We start from the raw sequence: 21,163 nt of genomic DNA, 5'->3' as shown, positions 1-21,163 counted from the left end.
CGGAAATTTCCGTCATGGCGCATCAGACGTCCGTGGGCAGCGGCCACGCGGCCGGATTGACCCGCTTGACGATCTCGTTCAGCGCGATGCGGACGTACGGCTCCCCCACCCACAGGTGCTTGGCCCCGTCCACCCCGATGACCTCGGCCTGCGGCACCCGCGCGAACCGCGCGCGGGCCTCGTCGGGCCGCAGGTAGTCGTCGAACTCGGGCACCAGCACCGTCAGCGGCCGGCCGAACCGCGCCCAGGCGTCCAGGTCCTGGTCGGTGGCCCGGTGCAGCGGCGGCGAGAGCAGGATCGCGCCTTCCACCAGCGGGTCGTGCGCCCACTTCAGCGTCAGCTCCGTGCCGAACGACCAGCCGACCACCCACACGTGGGGCAGGTCGTGGAACTCGGCGTACTCCAGCGCCGCCGCCACGTCGAACCGCTCGCCCTCGCCCCCGTCGAACGTCCCCTCCGAGGTGCCGCGCTCGCTGGACGTGCCCCGGGTGTTGAAGCGCAGCACGGCCAGGTCGGCGAGGGCGGGCAGCCGGTTGGCGGCCTTCTTGTAGACGTGGCTGTCCATGAACCCGCCGTGGGTGGGCAGCGGGTGCAGCGTCACCAGCGTCGCGACGGGGGGACGGTCGAGGGGCAGGGCCAGCTCGCCGACCAGGGTCAGGCCGTCGCCCGTCTCCAGCTCGATCGGCTCGCGCCGGGCGGGCAGCACGGTGGCCGCGCGAATCTCCACTTCGGGGGTTCCCTTCAGTAACGGGTGCGGCCGGGGCCGCGGTCGAGTCTCTTGCGCCAGCAGGCGGTGTGCCAGTGGCGGCGCTCCTCGTCGCCTCCCGGCCAGTTGGGCCAGGCGACGAGGTGCGACTGGCCGCTGCGGATCTCCTGGTCGCAGCCCGGACATCGGTAGTTTTTGGTCGAGGAGGCGCCGGTGAGCATGCGCACCTTCCACTCGCCGTCGGGCCATTCCTCCACCTTGTCCAGCCCGGTCGGGAAGCCGAAGGGACGAGAGGACTCCCTGCGGCGGGCGCGGCGGGGGCTCATGGACGCGGGAATCGGCTGACGCCGGCGGTGACGAGCTGGTCGAGCAGGGGGGCGGGCGCGAAGGCGGGCTCGCGGTATTCGGCGTAGAGGGCTCTCAGCCCGTCGCGGACCTTCGCCAGGCCCAGTGACTCCAGCATCTCGAACGGCCCGGCGGGGTAGCCGCAGCCCAGGCGCATGGCCGCGTCGATGTCGTCGATCGAGGCGTACCCGGACTCGTGCATCCGCACGGCGTCGTTGAGGTAGGGGAAGAGCAGGGCGTCGACCACGAACCCCGCCCGGTCCTTGCACGGCACCGGCGTCAGCCCGGCGATCTTCACCAGGTCCCTGGCGGCGCTCGCGGCCTCCTCCGAGGTCAGCACCGTGGAGGCAAGCTCGGCCACCTGGTCGCCGACGAGGTGCACGCCGACCATCCTGGCGGGGTCGGGGAGGCGTACGGCGTGCTCGATCACGGGGCGGTCGGCCAGGCACAGCACGACGTCGGGGTCCTCGGCCTCCTTGAACCCGGCCGCCCGCAGCCGCTCCGCCAACCCGCCGCCACCGGCCCCAGCCGCCCGCGCCCCCTCCGCCGGCCCGCCGCCACCGCCCCCGGCCGCCCGCGGCCCCTCCACCGGCCCGCCGCCACCGCTCCCGGCCGCCCGCGGCCCCTCAGCCGGCCCGTCTCCGCTGCTCCCGATCACGCCGAACGTGCCCAGCCTCGACTTCGCCGGCTCCTCCCGCGGCGAGTCTCCGTAGAAACCCCGGCCCGACTTGCGGCCCAGCAGCCCGGCCGTGACCAGCTCGCGCAGCAGCGGCGCGGGCGCGTGCCGCCGGTCGCGCGTCTCGTCGAACAGCACCCCCATCACCTCGTACGCGGTGTCGAGCCCGATCAGGTCGAGCAGCGTGAACGGCCCCATCGGCAGCCCCACGCCCAGCTTCATCGCGGCGTCGATGTCGTCGCGCCCGGCCACGCCCAGCTCCATGAGCGCGGCCGCCTGGTTGAGGTAGGGCAGGAGCAGCCGGTTGACCACGAACCCGGCCCGGTCACCCACCGCCACGGGCGTCTTGCCCAGCCTGCCCGCCAGCGCCGCGACGTCCGCCACCACGCCGGGCGCGCTCACCACCGTCCCCACGACCTCGACCAGCCTCATCACCGGCGCCGGGTTGAAGAAGTGCATGCCCACGACCTGCCCGGGGCGGCCGGTGGCGGCGGCGATGGCGGTGACGGACAGCGAGGAGGAGTTGGTGGCCAGGACGGTGCCGGGCTCGCAGATCCGGTCGAGGTCCTTGAACAGCGCGATCTTGTAGTCGAGGATCTCGGGGATCGCCTCCACCACCAGATCCACGTCCCGCAGGTCCTCGCGCGAGGTGGTCAGCGTGACGCGGCCGAGGATCTCCTCGCGCTGCCCGGGCTCCAGCCTGCCCTTGTCGACGGCCTTGCCGGTGGAGCGCTCTAGATGCCCGCGACCCCTGGCCAGCGCCTCGGCGTCGGCCTCGACGCCGATCACGCGAAGGCCGGTCCGCGCGAACACCTCGGCGATCCCGGCCCCCATCGTGCCGAGCCCGACCACTCCCACCCGTTCGAACGCCATGCGTCCAGTTTTCCAGAGCCGCTAAGGTGGGGCGTCATGCGGCTGGTCATCGCGCGATGCAGCGTGGATTACATCGGACGGCTCACGGCGCACCTCCCCATGGCGCCCCGACTCGTGTTGATCAAGGCGGACGGGAGCGTGAGCATCCACGCCGATGACCGCGCCTTCAAGCCGCTCAACTGGATGAACCCGCCGTGCAAGCTCAAGGAGGACGGCGGCACCTGGACCGTCACCCACGGCAAGACCGGCGAGAAGCTGGTGCTGACGATGGAGGAGATCCTCCACGACACCAGCCACGAGCTGGGCGTCGACCCCGGGCTGATCAAGGACGGCGTGGAGGCCCACCTCCAGGAGCTGCTCGCCGAGCACATCACGACGCTGGGGGACGGCTACTCGCTGATCCGGCGCGAGTACATGACGGCGATCGGGCCGGTCGACATCCTGTGCCGGGACGCCCTGGGGGCGACCGTGGCGGTGGAGATCAAGCGGCGGGGGGAGATCGACGGCGTCGAGCAGCTCACGCGCTATCTGGAGCTGCTCAACCGCGACCCGCTGCTGGCGCCGGTGCGCGGCGTCTTCGCGGCGCAGGAGATCAAGCCGCAGGCGCGCGTGCTCGCCACCGACCGCGGCATCGACTGCGTCACCCTCGACTACGACGCGCTGCGCGGCATCGAGCCGGAGAATCCGACTCTCTTCTAATACCGAACTCAATCCTTGACAGGCTGTCAGACGCCGCCATTCGTGACAGGGGTTGAACGTGCTCGGAGACGGCCGAGACACCCGGGCCCTACGTCGTCACGGTCGCGGGCGAGCCGCCGCAGCCGACCGCGCCCGCCTGGTCGCGGCCGTGCTGCTGCGCCGGGCCGATCCGCCTGTTCACAGATCCAAGAACTGACCCCGATTTCTTCGACCCGCCGATAAATGCCCGCAGAATTGTCGGCATGGCGGGAATCCGGAAACTGTCAGGAGGCGAGCTTGTGGAGGGCGTCGGCGATTTCCTGGGGGCCGGGTAGGGCGGCCATTTCGGCGGCGACGGCCGAGGCGGCGCGGCCGTAGCCGGGGTCGGAGAGGAGCGCGCGGCAGCGGTCCGCCACCGCCTCCGGCGTGAGCTCCTCCGGCGGCAGGCTCACCCCGGCGCCCGCCCTGACGACCGCGCCCGCATTGTCGAACTGGTCGTCGAACTGCGGCAGGACGAGCTGCGGGCAGCCGGCGGCGAGGGCGGTGAGGTTGCTGCCCTGCCCGCCATGGTTGATCGCGAGCGCGCAGCCGGGCAACACGTGAGCCAGCGGCATCCGCCCGGCGGCCAGGACGGCCGGGGGAAGCGGCGGCCAGCCGGCCACGACCGCGTCGTCCACCGCCACCAGCAGCTCCACGTCCAGCTCCGCCAGGCGCTCCAGCATCGGGAGCACGAGCTCCCGCACGCCGCGCGGGCCGAGCCGGGGAATGAGGGTGCCCATGGTGACGCAGACCCGCGGCCTGCGCCCCGGCTCGAACGCCCACGCCGGCACGTGCGCGTCCCCGTTGTACGGGATGTGGCGCAGGCTCTGGTGCCCGGCGGCGTGCGGCAGCCGCAGGCTCGGCGGCCAGGGGTTCAGCACCTCGTCCGGCTCGGGGAGGACGGCCAGGCCGGCCGCCGCGAGCTCGTCGCGCAGCGCCTCCGCCGCACCCTCCCGGTACGCGTCCAGCGGCGCCACGCCCCACTGGTACTCGACGAGCGGCACCCCGTGCGCCGCCGCAGCGACGGGACCGGCGAACTCCGCCCGCTCGCTCACCACGAGGTCCGGCCGCCACGCCGCCACCAGCGCCCGCATGCCGGGCAGGCCGCTGGCCGCGAGCCGCCCGAAGCGCCGCCCATGTCCGCGCGCCCCCTCCTCGCCCTGCGGGATGCCACCGACGTCCGGGGATCCGGTGCCCTGCGGAACACCGCCTGCGTGCCGAGCCCCGACGCTCTGCGGAATGCCACCGGCGCCCGGGGATCCGGCGCGTCGTTCCTCGGCTGCCAGCGTCACGAAGTCGGCGGCCGGGCCGCAGGTGGCGACCGGGAGGCCGGAGCGGCAGACGACCGGCACGAAGTTCTCGGCGGCGGCCACCAGCACCTCGTGGCCGAGCGACCGTAACGACCAGGCCAGCGGGACCAGCGGGAAGAAGTGGCCCGGCAGGGCGACGGTCGTGAACAGGATGCGCATCGGTCTCCCCCGTTGGACGGCACAGGTCAACACAGCCGGCCCGCGGCCGGGCTCTGCCCGGACCGGGCCACAGCCCGGCCGCCGCGGCCTCGGCCAGCGTAGGGGGCGGCCAGGGCCGCCGACACCGAACGCAGCCTAGTAAGTACTGGCTTACCGGACTATCGTGACGTTATGGCGACGCTCACCTTCGACTCGCTCAACCCGGCGACCGGCGAGGTCGTCGGCACCCATCCCCGGCAGGGCCCCGACGCCGTCCACGAGGCCGTGGGCCGCGCGGCGGAGGCGGCGGCCTGGTGGGCCGGGCTCGGCCACGCCGCGCGCAGGCAGCGGCTGCTCGACTACAAGGCCGTCCTCACCCGGCACCTGAGAGAGCTGAGCCGGCTCGTGCACGAGGAGACGGGCAAGCCGGTGGGCGACGCCACGCTGGAGATCGTGCTGGCGATCACCCACCTCGACTGGGCCGCCCGCAACGCCCGCAAGGTGCTGGGCCGCCGCCGGGTCGGCACCGGCATGATCGGCCTCAACCTGGCCGCCACGCTCGAATACCTCCCTCTCGGCGTGGTCGGGGTGATCGGCCCGTGGAACTACCCGGTCTTCACCCCCATGGGCTCCATCGCCTACGCCCTCGCCGCCGGCAACGCCGTGGTGTTCAAGCCCAGCGAGCTCACCCCGGGCATCGGCGTGCGGCTGGCCGAGCTCTTCGCCGAGTCGGTGCCCGAGCAGCCCGTCTTCCAGGCCGTGACCGGGCTGGGCGAGACCGGGGCGGCGCTGGCGGCCGATCCGAGGGTCGGGAAGGTGGCGTTCACCGGCTCGACCGCCACCGCCAAGCGCGTCATGGCGGCCTGCGCCGAGAACCTGACGCCCATCGTGGCCGAGTGCGGCGGCAAGGACGCGTTCATCGTGGACGCCGACGCCGACCTCGCCAGGGCCGCCGACGCCTGCTTGTGGGGCGCGATGTCCAACGCCGGCCAGACCTGCGTGGGCGTCGAACGCGTCTACGTCGTCGACGCCGTCTATGAACCTTTCATGCGCGAGCTGTCCGACCGGGCGACGAAGGTGAGGGCGGGCGAGGATTACGGCCCGATCACGATGCCGGGCCAGGTGGACATCATCCGGCGCCACATCGACGACGCCACCAAGTCCGGAAAAATCGTGACCGGCGGCCCCGGCTCCGTTCGCGCCCCCTACGTGGAGCCCGTGATCGTCGAGGACGTGCCGGAGGACTCCCCCGCGGTGCGCGAGGAGACGTTCGGCCCGACGATCACCGTCCGCCGCACCCGCGACGCCCAGGAGGCCCTGGAGCTGGCCAACGCCTCCGCGTACGGCCTGGGCGGGACGGTCTTCTCCCGGAACGCGCGCAGGGCGACGGAGCTGGCCCGCAGGATGCGTACCGGGATGACCGCCATCAACTCGATCATCTCGTTCGCCGGAGTTCCTGCGCTGCCCTTCGGCGGAGTGGGAGACTCGGGGTTCGGACGGATCCACGGGGCCGACGGTCTACGCGAGTTCGCCAGGCCCAAAGCGATCTCCCGCCAGCGCTTCGCGATGCCGGGGATGAACCTGACCTCGTTCACCCGAGGGCCCTCCGAGCTTGAGCGGCTGATCAGGCTCGTGACCTTCTTGCATGGGCGACGTAAAAGATAATCTTCTTACCCTTTCCCAAAACGGATCATCCGTCCATAATTGTGTGCTCTGGGGGCCACGATCATGTTGGACGGGTGGAATGTGAACCGGTCTTACCGGGGAATGTCGGCTGAGCAAAGGCTGGCAGACAGACGGGAGCGGCTGATGACGGCCGCCTACACGCTATACGCGAAGCCGGGGTTCACGGCGACGACCATCGAAAGGCTGTGCTCGGAGGCGCGGATCTCCAACCGCGCCTTCTACGAATGTTTCGGTGGGCGCGAGGAACTCCTCCAGGCGCTGCACGAGCGCTGCGTGGAAGAAAGCCTGGCCGTGGTGGCCAAGGCTGTCCAGGAGGCGCCGAAGACACTTGACGATCGAGTCAAGGCGGGGATTCGCGCCTATATCGAGTTCACCACGGCGGACTGGCGGCGGGCCCGCATCATGCATGTTGAGGTTCGCCGTTCAGGAGATGTTCTGACACTGTCCCGTCAACGCGCGGTGGACGCGTTCGCGCGGCTGGTCGAGGAGGCGTCGGCCGATTTCCCCCAGGCCGCGGGGCTGAATCGGCGACTGGTGGCACTGGGAGTGATTGGAGCGCTACAAGAGTTACTCATCGAGTGGCTGCACTCGGACGAGCAGCCGCCGATCGGCGAACTCGCCGACGTGGCCGTGCACATCTTCATCCGCAGCCTCGGCACACCGTGACCATTCACCGGCCATTCATAATGGACGGCCCGGAATCGCCATTTCGTGTCACTCAATAAAAGGGCGGGCAACGGCTGATCGTTGCCCGCCCTCGATATGTCACATCAGGCCACCGCGGCCGCCGGAACCTCCATGTGCAGCACCCGATTCAGCCGGGTCACCGCCAGTATCCGCATGATCCGCGGGGGCACCCCCCGAAGAACGAGGCGGCGCTGCACGCTGAGCGCGCGCCGATGCGAGCCCACCAGCACCCCGAGGCCGGTCGCGTCGATCATCTCCAGCTGGGAGAGATCCAGGATCAGATCACCTTCACCCGAGTCGAGAGCCTCGTGCAGGCGCTCCCGCACACCGGCCGACGTGCCTGCGTCGAGCCTGGCGCCGATCCGCACCACCTGGGCACTCGGATTGCCCCGGACCCGCATGCCACCTCCTCAATCACACACGGTGTAGTCACCTCCGCACGCGGAGCGTCCATGGAGGTGAACCCGTGCCCTATCCCCTACCCACCCAGCGGAAGTGACACGACCGCGTTCAGGATGAACTCTCCGTCTTCCGTCGGATGGGCGCTCAGCTTGCCGCCCACGGCGGCCAGGCGCTCCCCCATGCCCGCCAGCCCGCTGCCGAGGTCGGCGGCCCGCCGCCGCCGCACCCCGTCGTTGCGGACGCTCAGCTCCGCCTCCTGCGCCGTGAAGCGGATCGAGATGTCGCAGAACGTCGCCGTGCTGTGCTTGAGGACGTTGGTCACCGCCTCGCGAACCGCGTAGGCGAACACCGGCGCCACTCCGTCGGGCAGCTCCCGGTAGGGCAGGTGCACCTCGCAGCGGATCCCGGCCGCTTCGAGCACGCCTTTCACGCTGTTCAGCTCGGCGGCCAGGTCGAGCTCGCGGTAGCCGCGCACGGCCTGCCGCAGCTCTCTGAGCGCCTTCCTGGTCAGCGCGTTGACCTCGGCCATCTCGGCCTTGGACGCGTCGGCGTCCACGTCCGACAGCCGTACGGCCAGCTCGGTCTTGACGGCGATGGCGGACAGCTGGTGGCCGACCAGGTCGTGCAGGTCCCTGGCGAAGCGCAGCCGCTCCTCGGCCAGCGCCAGCCGCGTGTGCGCCTCGCGGCCCTCATGAGCCTGTACGGCGAGCGACCAGATCCACATCCACATCCGGTTGGACGGCGGCATGATCACGCACCAGACGGCGTACGTGATCATGTACAAGACCAGCGCCTCACCGACGCTCATTCCCGAGCCCAAGCTGGCCACCCCGAGCGCCACGGCCGGCACGCCGATCCCGACGCCCACCGCCCACGTGCCCACGGCCATCAGGTAGACCGTGCGCCTGGGGACCTGGAGCGTGGCCAGGCCCAGCCAGCAGACGAGCACGAAACCCCAGCCGAACGGCTCGCCCCCGCCCAGCGCCGCCGCGACCACCGCGAGGCCCCCCGCCAGCACCACCTCCCGGGTGGGGTAGCGGCGATCCAGCGCCGCGTTGATGATGCGCGGGCAGAGCCAGGTGAAACAGATCAGCGCGATCAGAGCGGGCGCGGCACGCCACCACTGGAGCCTCCCCTCCCCGAAGGCGACCACCGAGGCCATGATGACCAGCAGCCACACCGCGACGAAGTTCGAGAGGAGCACTTTCCAGGTCAGGCGCCGCGCCCGCTTGATCGCGTCCATCTAGCCCGCGCGCAGCACGTCGGCGAGCTTGAGCCGGGCCCCCGTCCGGAGCACGGCCCGCTCGTAGATCTTGGCGCCGAAGCTCAGGACCGCGAGCACGGCCAGCGCCATGGCCCCCATCGACAGCCCGACCTGCCACATCGGCACCTCGGTCGCCGCCATCCGCACCGGCATGATCATGGCGGAGAACGGCGGCACGTACGACAGGACCGTGGAAAGCGTGCCCGTCGGGTCATTGGTGGCGTAGAAGGCCACGAAGTACGTGACCATGATGACCATGGTGAGCGGCGTCATCACGCTGCTCACCTCCTCCTGGCGCGAGACCAGCGAGGCCAGGGCGGCCGCCAGCGTGGCGAAGAAGGCGTACCCGAGCACGAACCACACCAGCACGCCCGCCACCAGCCCCGGCAGCCCGGGCGGGAAGTCGGCGGCGATCCCGGAGACCGCGGACGCGGCCAGGCCGACGGCCAGGATCGTGACCAGGTTGATCAGGCCGAGCACGCCCAGCCCGATGATCTTGCCGCCGAGCAGCTGCCACGGCCGGATCGTGGAGAGCAGGATCTCCACGATCCTGCTGCCCTTCTCCTCCACCACGCCCATGGCCACCATCATGACCTGACCCATGAGCAGCATGAAGAGCACGAGGACGAGGACCACGGCGATCCCGGCGCGGGCGGCCTCGTAGCGGGTGTCGGCGCCCACGGACTCCACCTTCAGCGGCGGGATCGCCATGCCCGCGGCGCCCAGCTTCACCTCACGGTTGACGCTCTGCAGGAGCACGCCGAGCCGGCTGTCGATCTCGCCGTCCGTGAGGACCCGGGTCCCGTCGACCAGCACCGCGTCCACGTCCCCGTCGAGCACGGCCTTCTTGGCGGCGGCCTCGTCGGGGAAGCTGCGCCACTCGACCTCCGTGTCCGGCGCGGCGGCCTTCAGCGGCAGTTGCTGGGAGTTGACGGTACCGAGCGTGTACTCGTCCGGCCCGCCGAGGATCTTGGGTGCGAAGGTGACCGCCGCCACCAGCACGGCCGTGATGAGCAGGCCGATCGCGAACGCCTTGGTCCGCACCTGCGTGGTGATCTCCCGCCGGGCGACCAGCATCAGTCCGTTCACGCCACGGCCTCCTTGAAGATCTCGGTGAGGGTCGGCTGCTCGACCCCGAAGTGCTCGACGTGCCCCGCCTTCATCGCGCGGCGCAGGATCTCCTGGTCATCGCCGCCCGCGGTGTGCAGGACGTGCCTGTCGCCGTTCACCGTGACCGTGCCCGGCAGGCCGTCCGCCCAGCCGGGGGCCGGGTCGCGGACGACCACGCGCAACGTGTCGCTCTCTGCCGACCGCAGTCCGGACACCGTGCCGGTGGCCACCATGCGACCTGCCGAGACGATGCCCACCGAGTCGCACAGCCGCTCGACCAGCTCCAGCTGGTGGCTGGAGAAGATCACCGGCACGCCGCCCCGGCAGCGCTCCTGCAGCGCCGTGGCCAGCGCGTCCACCGCGATCGGGTCCAGCCCGGAGAACGGCTCGTCCAGCACCAGCACCTCGGGGTCGTGCACCAGCGCCACCGCGAGCTGCACGCGCTGCTGGTTGCCCAGCGAGAGCGTCTGCACCGCGTCGCCCCTGCGCTCGGTCAGCCCCAGCCGCTCCAGCAGGTCGTCGGTGGCCTGCTTCGCGGCCGCCACGCTCAGACCGTGCAGCCGGCCGAAATACTCGATCTGCTCGGCGACCCGCATCTTCTGGTAGAGCCCCCGCTCCTCCGGCATGTAGCCGAAGCGCCGCCGGTCGTCGGAGCCGAGCGGCCGGCCCTGCCAGCTGACCGAGCCCGAGTCGGCCTGAAGCACGCCCATCACGATGCGCATGGTCGTGGTCTTGCCGGCGCCGTTCGCGCCCACGAACCCGAACATCTCGCCAGGCCGTACGGCGAAGCTGATGCCGTCCAGGGCGACCTTCCCACCGGGGGCGTCCGGGCCGCCCGCGAAGCGCTTGCGCAGCTCGCTGATCTCGAGCATCAGGTCATCTCCTTCGTCATGGGTAAATCGTGGCTTTGAAGGCATTAGCCCTGCTAGTCGCGTAAATCACCGGCCCGACATGGATCCCGCGTCCCTTCCGGATGACATTTGTCATTAACCGAGGTGCCAGTACTCTCGAAGCCATGACGCGCGCCGACAAGGACAAGCCGGTCGTTCTCTCCCGCATCTACACCCGGGCCGGCGACGACGGCACCACCGCGCTGAGCGACATGAGCCGGGCGTCCAAGACCGATCCGCGGCTGGCCGCCTATGCCGACGTGGAGGAGGCCAACGCCCACCTGGGGCTCGCGCTCTCGTTCCGCACGCTGCCCGCGGACCTCGTCGAGGTGCTCGCCCGCGTCCAGAACGAGCTGTTCGACGTGGGGGCGGACCTGGCCACGCCGGTGGTGGAGGAGCCGGAGTTCCCGCCGCTGCGGGTCGAGCAGTCGTACATCGACTGGCTGGAAGAGCAGTGCGACCGGTTCAACGCCGACCTCAAGCCCCTGCGCAGCTTCGTGCTGCCCGGCGGCGACCCCGCGACGGCCGCGCTCCACGTGGCCAGGGTCACCGTCCGCAGGGCCGAGCGCTCGACGTGGGCGGCCCTGCAGGCGCACGACGACATGAACGCGCTGACCGCCAAATACCTCAACCGCCTGTCGGACCTGCTCTTCATCGCCTGCCGGGTCGCGCACGCGGGCGAGGAGATCCTCTGGAAGCCCGGCGGCACCCGCTGAGCCCTTCCGGTGGAAGGGGCTAGGCGACGTCCAGGTAGGCGCTGGGCGGAGCGGACTCCAGCCACGCGAGGAAGCCCGTCATAGCGTCGGCGCTCATCGCGAGCGAGATCCCGCGGGTGGTGCCGCCGCAGTCGACCGCGTAGAGCCCGCCGTCGATCTCACGACGGGCGGAAACGACGAGGCCGCGCCTCGCGATCGCGTGGCGCGGCCTCAGTCGCACACCCAGGAGCGGGATCCAGTGGAGCTCCCCGTCGGCGTAGCGGGCTACCCCGCTCTGCCAGCCCCGGTCGCCGACCCGCAGCCGACAGGGCACGTTGCCTCTGGAACGGGCCAGCGTGATCCCGCGCAGGACGATGAGGGCGGCAAACAATACGAGAATCAGAACCATCGTAGCCATGCCGCCCCCAAAAGCCTGGATCTTTAAACCTCTTCGCCCGCCGCGCGGAGCCGGGCCCTGGCACGCTTGGCCTCGATCGCCGCGTCGGCGTCTTCCTGGTTGGCCTCGATCGAGGCCTGGGCCCGATCGAGAGCGTCACGGGCAGCCGCGACGTCGACCTCGGAACCGAGCTCGGCCACCTCGGCGAGCACCGACACCTCGTCGTCGGCCACGGAGATGAATCCGCCGTGCACGGCCGCCACGAGGTCGCCTTCGCCCTCCCGCTTCACGCGAAGCACGCCGCCCTCGACAAGGACGCCGAGCACAGGTGCGTGTTGCGGCATAATACCGATCTCGCCGTCCACGGTCTTGGCAATCACCATGTCGGCCTCGCCCGACCAGATCTCACGCTCGGGTGAGACAACCCCTACGCGTAGCTTCGCCACCTGTGTAGGTTCCTTTCCGATCTGGTGGTGGTGCCCCGTTCATACCCCAAAGCACCACCGTAGGTGCAGCGGGCCGCCGAAGACGACCCGCTGCAGGGCGATTAACTACGCTCGAGTTCCTTGGCCTTGGCCACGGCCTGCTCGATGCCACCGACCATGAAGAACGCCTGCTCGGGCAGGTGGTCGTACTCACCCGCGCACAGGCCCTTGAAGGAGGCGATGGTCTCGTCCAGCGGAACGGTCTCGCCCGGCTGGCCGGTGAAGGCCTCGGCCGCGTACATCGGGTGCGACAGGAAGCGCTCGATGCGGCGGGCCCGCTGGACGGTGACCTTGTCCTCCTCGGACAGCTCGTCGATACCGAGGATCGCGATGATGTCCTGGAGCTCGCGGTACTTCTGCAGGATCCGCTTGGTCTCCTGGGCCACCCGGTAGTGCTCCTCGCCCACGATCTGCGGGTCGAGGATCCGGGAGGTGGAGTCGAGCGGGTCCACCGCGGGGTAGATGCCCTTCTCCGAGATCGGCCGCGAGAGAACGGTCTGCGCGTCGAGGTGCGCGAACGCGTTGTGCGGGGCCGGGTCGGTGATGTCGTCCGCGGGCACGTAGATCGCCTGCATGGAGGTGATCGAGTGACCGCGCGTCGAGGTGATGCGCTCCTGGAGCACACCCATCTCGTCGGCCAGCGTGGGCTGGTAACCCACGGCGGACGGCATACGGCCGAGCAGGGTGGAGACCTCGGAACCGGCCTGCGTGAAGCGGAAGATGTTGTCGATGAAGAGCAGCACGTCCTGCTTCTGCACGTCGCGGAAGTACTCCGCCATGGTCAGCGCCGACAGGGCGACCCGCAGACGGGTGCCCGGCGGCTCGTCCATCTGACCGAAGACGAGCGCGGTGTCCTTGAGGACGTCCGCCTCCTCCATCTCCAGCCAGAGGTCGTTGCCCTCACGGGTGCGCTCGCCGACACCGGCGAAGCACGAGGTGCCGCCGAAGTTACGGGCGACGCGGCGGATCATCTCCTGGATCAGAACGGTCTTGCCCACGCCGGCGCCACCGAACAGACCGATCTTCCCACCCTGCACGTACGGGGTGAGCAGGTCGATGACCTTGATGCCCGTGACGAGCAGCTCGGTGCGGGACTCGAGCTGGTCGAACGGCGGCGACGGACGGTGGATGCCCCACCGCTCCTCGATCTTGAGCGACGCGGTCGGCACGTCGAGCGTCTCGCCCAGCGCGTTCCACACGTGGCCCTTGACGACGTCGCCGACCGGCACCGAGATCGGGGCGCCCGTGTCCTGGACCGCCTGGCCACGGACCAGGCCGTCGGTGGGCTGCATCGAGATGGTCCGGACCAGGTTGTCACCCAGGTGCTGGGCGACCTCCAGGGTCAGGGTCTTGGTCTCCTCGCCGAGGGTCACCTCGACCTTGAGCGCGTTATAGATGTCGGGCATCGCCTCGACGGGGAACTCCACGTCGACGACGGCGCCGGTGACACGTGCCACGCGGCCTGTGCCGGCCGCCGCGGCCTCTACAGTTTCAACAGCCTCTGCAGTCATTTCACTCTTTCCCCGCTGCGGCGTCAGCGAGCGCGTTGGCGCCACCGACGATCTCGCTGATTTCCTGGGTGATCTCGGCCTGGCGAGCCTGGTTCATCTGCTGGGTGAGCACCCGCATCAGCTCGTTGGCGTTGTCTGTCGCGGACTTCATCGCGCGCCGCCGCGCGGCCTCCTCGGAGGCCGCGGACTGCAGCAGCGCCGTGAAGATGCGCGACTCCACGTAACGTGGCAGGAGCGACTCCAGCACGTCGGCAGCGGTCGGCTCGAATTCGAAGTACGGCGGGATCGCGGTCGTCTCCGTCGCCTCGGTCTCCTCGACCTCCAGCGGCAGAACGCGCTTGACCACGACGTTCTGGGTCAGCATCGAGACGAACTCGGTCGAGACGATGTGGATCTCGTCGATCCCGTTCTCGTCCTTGAACGAGTCGATCAGCGTCTGCGCGATCTCCTTGGCGTCGGCGTAGGCCGGGTTCCTGGAGAAGCCGACCCACTGGCCGCCCATGTCACGGCCGCGGAAGGAGTGCCAGGTGACACCCTTGCGCCCGGTGACGAACGGGACCACGGTCAGACCGCGGGTCTCCAGCAGCCCGCGCAGGGCCTCGGCCTCGCGCAGCACGTTGGCGTTGAAGCCGCCGCAGAACCCGCTGTCGCTGGTGACGATGAGGACGCCCGCCTTGGTGGGGTTCTCCTTCGCCACGGTCAGCGGATGGTCGACGCTGGCCGCGTTGCTGACGACGCCGGTGACGGCGCGAGTGATCTCACGCTCGTACGGCAGCGCCGCCTGCATCCGCAGCTGCGCCTTCACGATCCGCGAGGAGGCGATGAGCTCCTGGGCGCGCGTGATCTTCGCGGTCGACTTGACCGAGCTGATCCGCCGCCGCAGCAGCCTTAGCTGGGCACCCATGTCCTACTTCTTCTCCGCCGGACGGACGACCTTCTTGATCTTCTCCTGGCCGACCTCTTCGGCGCCCAGCGGCGCCACCGGCTCGTCCTTGACCAGCAGCTCGCCCGAAGAGGTGGTGAACCCCTTCTTGAAGTCCGTCACAGCGTCCTTCAGAGCGGTCACCGTGTCGTCGGACAGGTCCCTGGTCTCACGGATGGTGTCGAAGATGCCCTTGTGGGAGGCCTGGATGTAGTCCAGGAACTCCTGCTCGAAGCGACGGACGTCCTCGATCGGCACGTCGTCCAGCTCGCCCGTGGTGCCCGCCCAGATCGAGGCCACCTCGCGCTCCAGCGAGAACGGGCTGTACTGGGGCTGCTTGAGCAGCTCGACCAGCCGCTGACCGCGCTCCAGCTGAGCCTTGGACGCGGCGTCCAGGTCGGAGGCGAAGGCCGCGAAGGCCTCCAGGTCACGGTACTGCGACAGCGACAGACGCAGCGTGCCCGCGACCTTGCGCATGGCCTTGGCCTGCGCGGAGCCACCGACTCGGGACACCGAGACGCCGACGTTGATGGCGGGCCGCACACCGGCGTTGAACAGGTCGGTCTCGAGGAAGACCTGGCCGTCGGTGATGGAGATGACGTTGGTCGGGATGAACGCCGAGACGTCGTTGCCCTTGGTCTCGATGACCGGCAGGCCGGTCATGGAGCCGCCGCCCATGTCGTCGGAGAGCTTGGCGCAGCGCTCCAGCAGACGAGAGTGGAGGTAGAAGACGTCGCCGGGGAAGGCCTCACGGCCCGGCGGGCGGCGCAGCAGCAGCGAGACGGCGCGGTACGCGTCCGCCTGCTTGGTCAGGTCGTCGAAGACGATCAGGACGTGCTTGCCCTGGTACATCCAGTGCTGACCGATCGCCGAGCCGGCGTAGGGCGCGATGTACTTGTAACCAGCGGGGTCGGAGGCCGGAGCGGCGACGATGGTGGTGTACTCCATCGCGCCGGCCTCCTCCAGCCGGGCGCGCACCTGCGCGATGGTCGAGCCCTTCTGGCCGACCGCGACGTAGACGCACCGGACCTGCTTGGTGGGGTCACCGGAGGCCCAGTTTTCGCGCTGGTTGAGGATGGTGTCGACGGCGATCGCGGTCTTGCCGGTGCCACGGTCACCGATGATCAGCTGGCGCTGGCCACGGCCGATCGCGGTCATGGCGTCGATCGCCTTGATGCCGGTCGCCAGCGACTCCTTCACGGGCTGCCGCTGGACGACGGTGGGCGCCTGAAGCTCGAGGGCGCGAACGGCCTCGGCCTCGATGGCTCCCTTGCCGTCGAGCGGGATGCCCAGGGGGTCGACCACGCGGCCGAGGAAGTTGTCGCCGACGGGCACGGACAGGACCTCGCCCGTCCGGCGGACCGTCTGGCCTTCCTCGATCTTGCTGAAGTCGCCCAGGACAACGACACCGATCTCGCGGGTGTCGAGGTTAAGCGCCAGGCCGCGCGTGCCGTCCTCGAACTCGAGCAGTTCGTTCGCCATCGCCGAGGGAAGGCCGGAGACATGGGCAATGCCGTCGCCGGCGTCGACGACGGTCCCGATCTCCTCGCGCGCGGCGCCTTCCGGTTCGTACGCCTGGACGAAGCGCTCAAGCGCGTCCCGGATCTCGTCCGGCCGGATCGTAAGCTCCGCCATCTCTACTCTGTCTCCCTATTCGCCTAGCCGGCCAACCGGCGGCGGACTTCTTCGATTCGTCCCACAATGGTGGTGTCGATGATCTCGTCGCCGATGCGGACCGAGAACCCACCGAGCACTCGCTTGTCCACCTCGACGTTCAGGTGCACGTCACGGCCGTAGGAGGCGCTCAACCACGCCGTGAGGCGCTGCTTCTGCGCCTCGGTCAGCTCGACCGCGCTACGCACCACCGCCACGAGGCGCTGGCGCTGCTGGGCCACGAGCTGGATGAACTCCTCCAGGCCCGACTCCAGGCTACGCCCACGCGGATGCACTGCGACCTGCTTGAGCAGGCGCAGGCTGGTCGGCGCGACCTTCCGGCCGATCAGGTCGCCGAGCAGCTGCTCCTTGCCCGCCTCCGGAGCGGCCTGGTCGGCGAGCGCGCGACGCAGGTCGGGGTTGGCGGCGACGATGCGGCCGAAGCGGAAGAGCTCGTCCTCCACGTCGTCGAGCCTGGACTGGCTCTCCGCCTCCGCGGCCGCGGCGACGACGCCGAGCCGCTCGATCGCGTCGGCCAGGTCACCGGCCCGCGACCACCGGACCGAGACCGCGGCCTCGGTCGTGGCGATCGCGGCCTCGCTGACCTTGCCCGCGAGCAGCGCGCGCACGGTGGCCGCCTTCTGCTCGCCCGGCCTGGCCGGGTCGGACAGCGCCCGGCGCAGGCCGTGTTCGCGGTCGAGCAGATCCGCGATCGCGAACAGCTCGTCGGAGAGCGCACCGAGGTCGGCACTACCGGCGACCGCGTTGAACCGCTCTTCGACCTCTGCCAGCGACGTCCTGCTCAGACCTCTCATTAGCGCACCGCCTGCGGCGTGGACTCGAGCTCGTCGAGGAACCGGTCGACGATGCGGCTCTGGCGGACCTCGTCCTCGAGGGACTCGCCGACGATGCGGCCGGCCAGCTCGGTCGACAGACGGCCGATCTCGGTGCGGAGCTGGGCGAAGGCCGCCTGGCGGTCCGCCTCGATCTGCGCGTGCGCCGCCTCGACGAGGCGGCGGGCCTCGGCCTGCGCCTCCTCGCGGAGCTCGACCTTGATCTGCGCGGCCTGCTCGCGAGCCTCCTCGCGCAGCCGGGCCGCCTCGTGCCTGGCCTCGGCCAGTTGGTCGCGGTACTGCTGCTGCAGGGCCTGCGCCTCGGCCTGGGCCTCCTCGGCCCTCTTGATGCCACCCTCGATGGCGTCGGTCCGCTCGGCCAGCGTCTTCTGAATGCGCGGGACGAGGATCTTGCCGACGACAACGAGGACGACGAGGAACGAGAAGATACCGACGACGAGCTCGAAAGTGTGCGGAAGGAGCGGGTTAGCGCCTTCCTCCGCCGCGAGGAGCGTAGCTGCCTTAGTCATGGTTGCAGCCTTTCGTCAGGGAATTCTTCTGGTCTTAGAGGGCCTGGAAGATGAACGGCGCGACCAGACCGAGCAGGGCGAGGGCCTCGGTGAGGACGAAGCCGAGGAGCATGTTCTGGCGGATCAGGCCGTAAGCCTCGGGCTGGCGCGCGATGGCCTGCACGCCCTGACCGAAGATGATGCCGACGCCGATGCCGGGGCCGATGGCGGCGAGACCGTAACCGATGGCGGTGACGTTGCCGGAGACCTCAGCGAGAACGCTCATTGCTGTATTCCTTTACTGGACGGCCGGTGAAGCGGAGTCTCACCGGTCATGGATATTCCGGTACGTGGATCTCAGTGATCTGGGTGCAGCGCGTTGCCGATGTACATCGAGGCCAGCATCGCGAAGAGGAATGCCTGCAGGAACTGGATGAACATCTCGAAGGCCGTGAAGATGATGGTCATCACCACGCCGATCACGCCCACCCCGGCGCCGAGCGGCGTCAGCTTCTCGAACAGGAACCAGAAGCCGACCATGCTGAAGAACGCCAGCAGCATGTGACCGGCGAACATGTTCGCGAAGAGTCGGACCGCGTGCGTGAACGGCGCGATGATCAGGTTCGACAGGAACTCGATCGGCGAGAGCAGCAGGTAGATCGGCTTGGGCAGTCCCGGCGGGAACATCATGTTCTTGAAGTAGCCGATCGGGCCCTGGTGCTTCATGCCGAGGTAGACCTTGAGCACGTAGATCGAGCCCGCGAGGACGGCCGGGAAGGCGATGTGCGAGGCCACCGGGAACTGCAGCACCGGGACGACGCCCATGAGGTTCCAGACGAGGACCAGGAAGAACAGCGTCAGCAGCAGGCCCATCCACCGGTCGGCGTCCTTGCCCAGGAAGGGCCGGGCGACCTGGTCGCGGACGAACATGTAGCCGTACTCGGCGACGTTCTGCAGACCCTTGGGGACGATCTTGGGATTGGCGAAGCCCGCCCAGCAGAAGCCGATCACCAGGACCGCACTGAGGATGGCGAGGAGAACCGGCTTGGTGAACCAGTCGACCCCGGGAATGATCGGGGTAAAGGAGTTGAACAGCTCGTCAGGCGATGGGGCCCGGAACTGGTCTTCAGGAGGAGCGAGGACCGTCAGCGCAATCACGCGGCGTTCCCTTCAACGTCGTAGTGTGGATCACAAGGGTTTTCCTCAGCGAAGCGATCTACTGCCGTACGGGCTAGCGACCGAACTTCCGGTATGCCAGGTAGCCACCGAGCACCAGCCCCAGGACGATGCCTATGGGGAAGAACGCGGACATGTCCAACCACCGGTCCAGCAACCAGCCGGCGCCTCCATAGAAAGCCATCCCGGCGATCAAGTAGCTCGGGACTGACCACATGGCGTCGGCGAAGTCGCGACCGTCCTCTTCGGGTCGGCGTTCCTGTGCGCTCATCGCGGCCTTGACGATAGCAGGCAAGTAGAGGACTAGTCATATCGGACCCCGCCCGTTTTACCTGCCGTCATGAATCGCCCTTCCGGGGGACCCCGGCTTCGGGGTCGACGTAGAGGATCTTGGTCTTCATGAAGGCACGCACTTCGAAGCCGGTCCAGACAAGGGTGCAGACCACGACGGTCCAGGCGAAGGCCTGGGTGTTCCAGACCGTGGTGTCGCGGAACGAGGCCAGCACGACCATGATGGCGACGACTTTGACGAGGTAGCTGACCATCGCCGCGATCGCCATCATCTGGGGGGAGACCCGCGCGGCATAGGACACCGCCACCACGCTGATGCTGAAGAAAACCCCGACGAGCAAGGTGCCGATCGCGGCGCCCAGCGCTCCCTTGCCGCCAATCGTCAGGAGCGACACAGCCACGGCGACCACCCCAACCGCGAAGGTCGGAATCGCGGCGCTCTTGAGTACGCGCACGTCGTTGGCCTGCATCGGTGCTCCATCAATAAATTATCAAGCGAGCGTTTGCTACCTCCAGAACCGGTAGGTCTGGAGTCCCTGCTCGTGAAAGATATCACAAGCTCACGGAAGACCGCTTTTACCTGCCGTTTCTAGTTCGCGATCAAGAACGGCTCGGAAAGGCGGGAATGACCGGTTTGCCATCGGCGCTCGCGCGGGCGCCGTCCGAAGGCGGCGCCTGTCTCCTGACCTGCGGATCTTGGGGCAGGATCGGCGGCATCGGCCCGGTGGGCGGCCCGTCGTCGTCGGGGTTGTCGTCGCGCGGCGCCGCGTGCGCCCCGCCCCTGCCCCGCCAGCGTGGCAGGGCCATCAGCACCAGGACGGCCAGGGCGAGCACGATGACCGCGGGGAAGAGCAGGACGGGCACGCCGACCCTGGACATTCCGACGATGCCGAACGAGAACAGGAACGTCCAGGCGTACATGATGAGCACCGAACGCCGGTGCGAGTGGCCGATGTCCATCAGCCGGTGGTGCAGGTGACCGCGGTCGGGCGCGAACGGCGACAGGCCCTGCGACGTGCGCCGCACGACGGCGGTGATCAGGTCGATGAGCGGCAGCACCAGCACCGCCGCGGGGACGAGCAGCGGCAGCAGCACGGGGAATTTGTTCATCTCCACGATGGCGGAGGTGTCCACCGGCGTCACCGTGACGATGGAGGATGCGAGCACGAGCCCGATCAGCATGGCGCCCGTGTCGCCCATGAAGATCTTCGCCGGGTGGAAGTTGTGCGGCAGGAAGCCCAGGCAGGCGCCGATGAGGACGGCGGCGATGGCGGCCGTCGCGGTGATGTTGCTGCCGGTGATGTCCTGGCTGATGATGATCGAGTAGGCCCAGGTGGCCATGCCCGCGATGCACACGATCCCGGCGGCCAGGCCGTCGAGCCCGTCGACGAAGTTGACCGCGTTGATCGTCACGACCACGACCAGGATGGTGATGATCGTGCTGAGCGTGTAGTCGAGGCTGGTCGAGCCGCCCCAGCTCTCGGGGAGCGGGATCGAGGTCAGCCGCATGTCGAAGAAGACCAGCACCCCGGCGGCCGCGATCTGGCCGGCGAGCTTGATGAGGGCGTCCATGCCCCACCAGTCGTCGAGGAAGCCGGTGAACGTGATGAGCCCGCCCGCGATGATCAGCGCGGGCACCGGATTGGCGCCCGTGCCGGCCAGGGCCTCGCCCGAATGCGTCAGCTGGCCGGCCAGCAGCAGGCCCACGACCAGCCCGCCGTACATGGCCAGGCCGCCCAGCCTGGGCGTCGGCGTGGTGTGCACGTCGCGATCGCGAATCTCCGGCATGGCGCCGATGCGAATGGCGAAGCGGCGCACCAGCGGGACCAGCAGATAGGTCACCGCCGCGGCGATGAGCGCCATGAACAGGTATTCGCGCACGGACCT

Annotated in this window: 24 protein-coding genes; 4 read left to right on the top strand and 20 right to left on the bottom strand. The window is 69.4% G+C overall.

What is annotated here, in order from left to right:
- Positions 1-22: 22 nt before the first annotated feature.
- The 3 genes from H4W80_RS44615 to H4W80_RS64000 are packed head-to-tail and all read right to left on the bottom strand — an operon-like array spanning position 23 to position 2,600.
- Positions 23-727 carry an alpha/beta hydrolase gene (locus H4W80_RS44615; RefSeq protein WP_192790586.1) on the bottom strand — a complete coding sequence of 235 codons (705 nt, stop codon included), beginning with the start codon at positions 725-727 and terminating at the stop codon, positions 23-25.
- A gap of 14 nt (positions 728-741) precedes the next feature.
- A complete protein-coding gene (locus tag H4W80_RS44610; RefSeq protein ID WP_192790585.1) occupies positions 742-1,032 on the bottom strand; it encodes an ATP/GTP-binding protein in 291 nt (96 codons plus the stop codon).
- Positions 1,029-2,600 (bottom strand): 3-hydroxyacyl-CoA dehydrogenase family protein, encoded by a 1,572-nt coding sequence (locus H4W80_RS64000; RefSeq protein ID WP_192790584.1) that lies wholly within the window; start codon positions 2,598-2,600, stop codon positions 1,029-1,031. The genes H4W80_RS44610 and H4W80_RS64000 overlap by 4 nt, the downstream gene beginning before the upstream one ends.
- 36 nt (positions 2,601-2,636) lie before the next feature.
- Between H4W80_RS64000 and nucS the strand changes: the two genes are divergently transcribed.
- Entirely contained in the window at positions 2,637-3,299 is a 663-nt protein-coding gene (nucS, locus tag H4W80_RS44600) for an endonuclease NucS (protein ID WP_192790583.1), read from the top strand.
- 263 nt (positions 3,300-3,562) lie between these two features.
- Here the strand turns inward: nucS and H4W80_RS44595 are convergent, their stop codons facing one another.
- Entirely contained in the window at positions 3,563-4,786 is a 1,224-nt protein-coding gene (locus H4W80_RS44595; protein ID WP_192790582.1) for a nucleotide disphospho-sugar-binding domain-containing protein, read from the bottom strand.
- 171 nt (positions 4,787-4,957) lie between these two features.
- On the opposite strand from H4W80_RS44595, the gene H4W80_RS44590 reads away from it, so the two are divergent.
- Together H4W80_RS44590 and H4W80_RS44585 are read left to right on the top strand one after the other, a co-directional pair.
- Positions 4,958-6,430 (top strand): aldehyde dehydrogenase family protein, encoded by a 1,473-nt coding sequence (locus tag H4W80_RS44590; RefSeq protein ID WP_192790581.1) that lies wholly within the window; start codon positions 4,958-4,960, stop codon positions 6,428-6,430.
- Positions 6,431-6,574: 144 nt separating this feature from the next.
- On the top strand, positions 6,575-7,117 hold the full coding sequence (locus H4W80_RS44585; protein WP_225963997.1) for a TetR/AcrR family transcriptional regulator: 543 nt from the start codon (positions 6,575-6,577) through the stop codon (positions 7,115-7,117).
- A 104-nt stretch (positions 7,118-7,221) separates the two neighbouring features.
- On the opposite strand, the gene H4W80_RS44580 is transcribed toward H4W80_RS44585, so the two are convergent.
- The 4 genes from H4W80_RS44580 to H4W80_RS44565 form a co-directional block, all read right to left on the bottom strand.
- Entirely contained in the window at positions 7,222-7,539 is a 318-nt protein-coding gene (locus H4W80_RS44580; protein ID WP_185071380.1) for an STAS domain-containing protein, read from the bottom strand.
- Positions 7,540-7,616: 77 nt separating this feature from the next.
- Positions 7,617-8,783, bottom strand: a complete 1,167-nt coding sequence (locus tag H4W80_RS44575; protein ID WP_192790579.1) for a sensor histidine kinase — start codon at positions 8,781-8,783, stop codon at positions 7,617-7,619.
- Positions 8,784-9,893 (bottom strand): ABC transporter permease, encoded by a 1,110-nt coding sequence (locus H4W80_RS44570; RefSeq protein ID WP_192790578.1) that lies wholly within the window; start codon positions 9,891-9,893, stop codon positions 8,784-8,786.
- Positions 9,890-10,786 (bottom strand): ABC transporter ATP-binding protein, encoded by an 897-nt coding sequence (locus tag H4W80_RS44565; RefSeq protein WP_192790577.1) that lies wholly within the window; start codon positions 10,784-10,786, stop codon positions 9,890-9,892. Before H4W80_RS44565 ends, H4W80_RS44570 begins: the two co-directional genes overlap by 4 nt.
- Before the next feature lie 143 nt (positions 10,787-10,929).
- Here H4W80_RS44565 and H4W80_RS44560 point away from each other — a divergent pair, with 143 nt between their 5' ends.
- Positions 10,930-11,520 (top strand): cob(I)yrinic acid a,c-diamide adenosyltransferase, encoded by a 591-nt coding sequence (locus tag H4W80_RS44560; RefSeq protein WP_192790576.1) that lies wholly within the window; start codon positions 10,930-10,932, stop codon positions 11,518-11,520.
- 19 nt (positions 11,521-11,539) lie between these two features.
- Here the strand turns inward: H4W80_RS44560 and H4W80_RS44555 are convergent, their stop codons facing one another.
- The 12 genes from H4W80_RS44555 to H4W80_RS44500 all read right to left on the bottom strand — a co-directional run bounded on the left by H4W80_RS44555 (position 11,540) and on the right by H4W80_RS44500 (position 21,157).
- The gene (locus tag H4W80_RS44555; RefSeq protein WP_225963996.1) at positions 11,540-11,908 is read right to left on the bottom strand and encodes a DUF2550 domain-containing protein; all 369 of its coding nucleotides are present in this window, start codon (positions 11,906-11,908) and stop codon (positions 11,540-11,542) included.
- 32 nt (positions 11,909-11,940) lie between these two features.
- Positions 11,941-12,342, bottom strand: a complete 402-nt coding sequence (locus H4W80_RS44550; protein ID WP_043616272.1) for a F0F1 ATP synthase subunit epsilon — start codon at positions 12,340-12,342, stop codon at positions 11,941-11,943.
- A 101-nt stretch (positions 12,343-12,443) separates the two neighbouring features.
- Positions 12,444-13,892: a F0F1 ATP synthase subunit beta gene (atpD, locus tag H4W80_RS44545; RefSeq protein WP_192790574.1), complete on the bottom strand. Its 1,449-nt coding sequence runs from the start codon at positions 13,890-13,892 to the stop codon at positions 12,444-12,446.
- 1 nt (position 13,893) lies between these two features.
- A complete protein-coding gene (locus H4W80_RS44540; RefSeq protein ID WP_192790573.1) occupies positions 13,894-14,796 on the bottom strand; it encodes a F0F1 ATP synthase subunit gamma in 903 nt (300 codons plus the stop codon).
- 3 nt (positions 14,797-14,799) lie between these two features.
- A complete protein-coding gene (gene atpA / locus H4W80_RS44535; RefSeq protein WP_192790572.1) occupies positions 14,800-16,449 on the bottom strand; it encodes a F0F1 ATP synthase subunit alpha in 1,650 nt (549 codons plus the stop codon).
- Positions 16,450-16,472: 23 nt separating this feature from the next.
- Positions 16,473-17,282 carry a F0F1 ATP synthase subunit delta gene (locus H4W80_RS44530; protein WP_192790571.1) on the bottom strand — a complete coding sequence of 270 codons (810 nt, stop codon included), beginning with the start codon at positions 17,280-17,282 and terminating at the stop codon, positions 16,473-16,475.
- The gene (locus H4W80_RS44525) at positions 17,282-17,830 is read right to left on the bottom strand and encodes a F0F1 ATP synthase subunit B (RefSeq protein ID WP_192790570.1); all 549 of its coding nucleotides are present in this window, start codon (positions 17,828-17,830) and stop codon (positions 17,282-17,284) included. The genes H4W80_RS44530 and H4W80_RS44525 overlap by 1 nt, the downstream gene beginning before the upstream one ends.
- 34 nt (positions 17,831-17,864) lie before the next feature.
- Positions 17,865-18,095, bottom strand: coding sequence for an ATP synthase F0 subunit C (atpE, locus tag H4W80_RS44520; RefSeq protein ID WP_185071369.1), 231 nt, complete (start codon positions 18,093-18,095; stop codon positions 17,865-17,867).
- A 71-nt stretch (positions 18,096-18,166) separates the two neighbouring features.
- Complete coding sequence (gene atpB, locus H4W80_RS44515; RefSeq protein WP_192790569.1) at positions 18,167-18,967, bottom strand: F0F1 ATP synthase subunit A; 801 nt, start codon at positions 18,965-18,967, stop codon at positions 18,167-18,169.
- Positions 18,968-19,040: 73 nt separating this feature from the next.
- The gene (locus tag H4W80_RS44510; protein WP_225963995.1) at positions 19,041-19,256 is read right to left on the bottom strand and encodes an AtpZ/AtpI family protein; all 216 of its coding nucleotides are present in this window, start codon (positions 19,254-19,256) and stop codon (positions 19,041-19,043) included.
- Between the two features lie 67 nt (positions 19,257-19,323).
- Positions 19,324-19,746 (bottom strand): Cg1360 family ATP-synthase-associated protein, encoded by a 423-nt coding sequence (locus H4W80_RS44505; protein ID WP_192790568.1) that lies wholly within the window; start codon positions 19,744-19,746, stop codon positions 19,324-19,326.
- A 130-nt stretch (positions 19,747-19,876) separates the two neighbouring features.
- Positions 19,877-21,157: a glycosyltransferase family 4 protein gene (locus H4W80_RS44500; RefSeq protein WP_192790567.1), complete on the bottom strand. Its 1,281-nt coding sequence runs from the start codon at positions 21,155-21,157 to the stop codon at positions 19,877-19,879.
- Positions 21,158-21,163 lie beyond the last annotated feature (6 nt).

This window comes from Nonomuraea angiospora, from assembly GCF_014873145.1.
GTDB classification, from domain to species: Bacteria; Actinomycetota; Actinomycetes; order Streptosporangiales; family Streptosporangiaceae; genus Nonomuraea; species Nonomuraea angiospora.
Note: the sequence above shows the minus strand (reverse complement) of the source record. Positions and strands in the feature narration are given on the sequence as shown.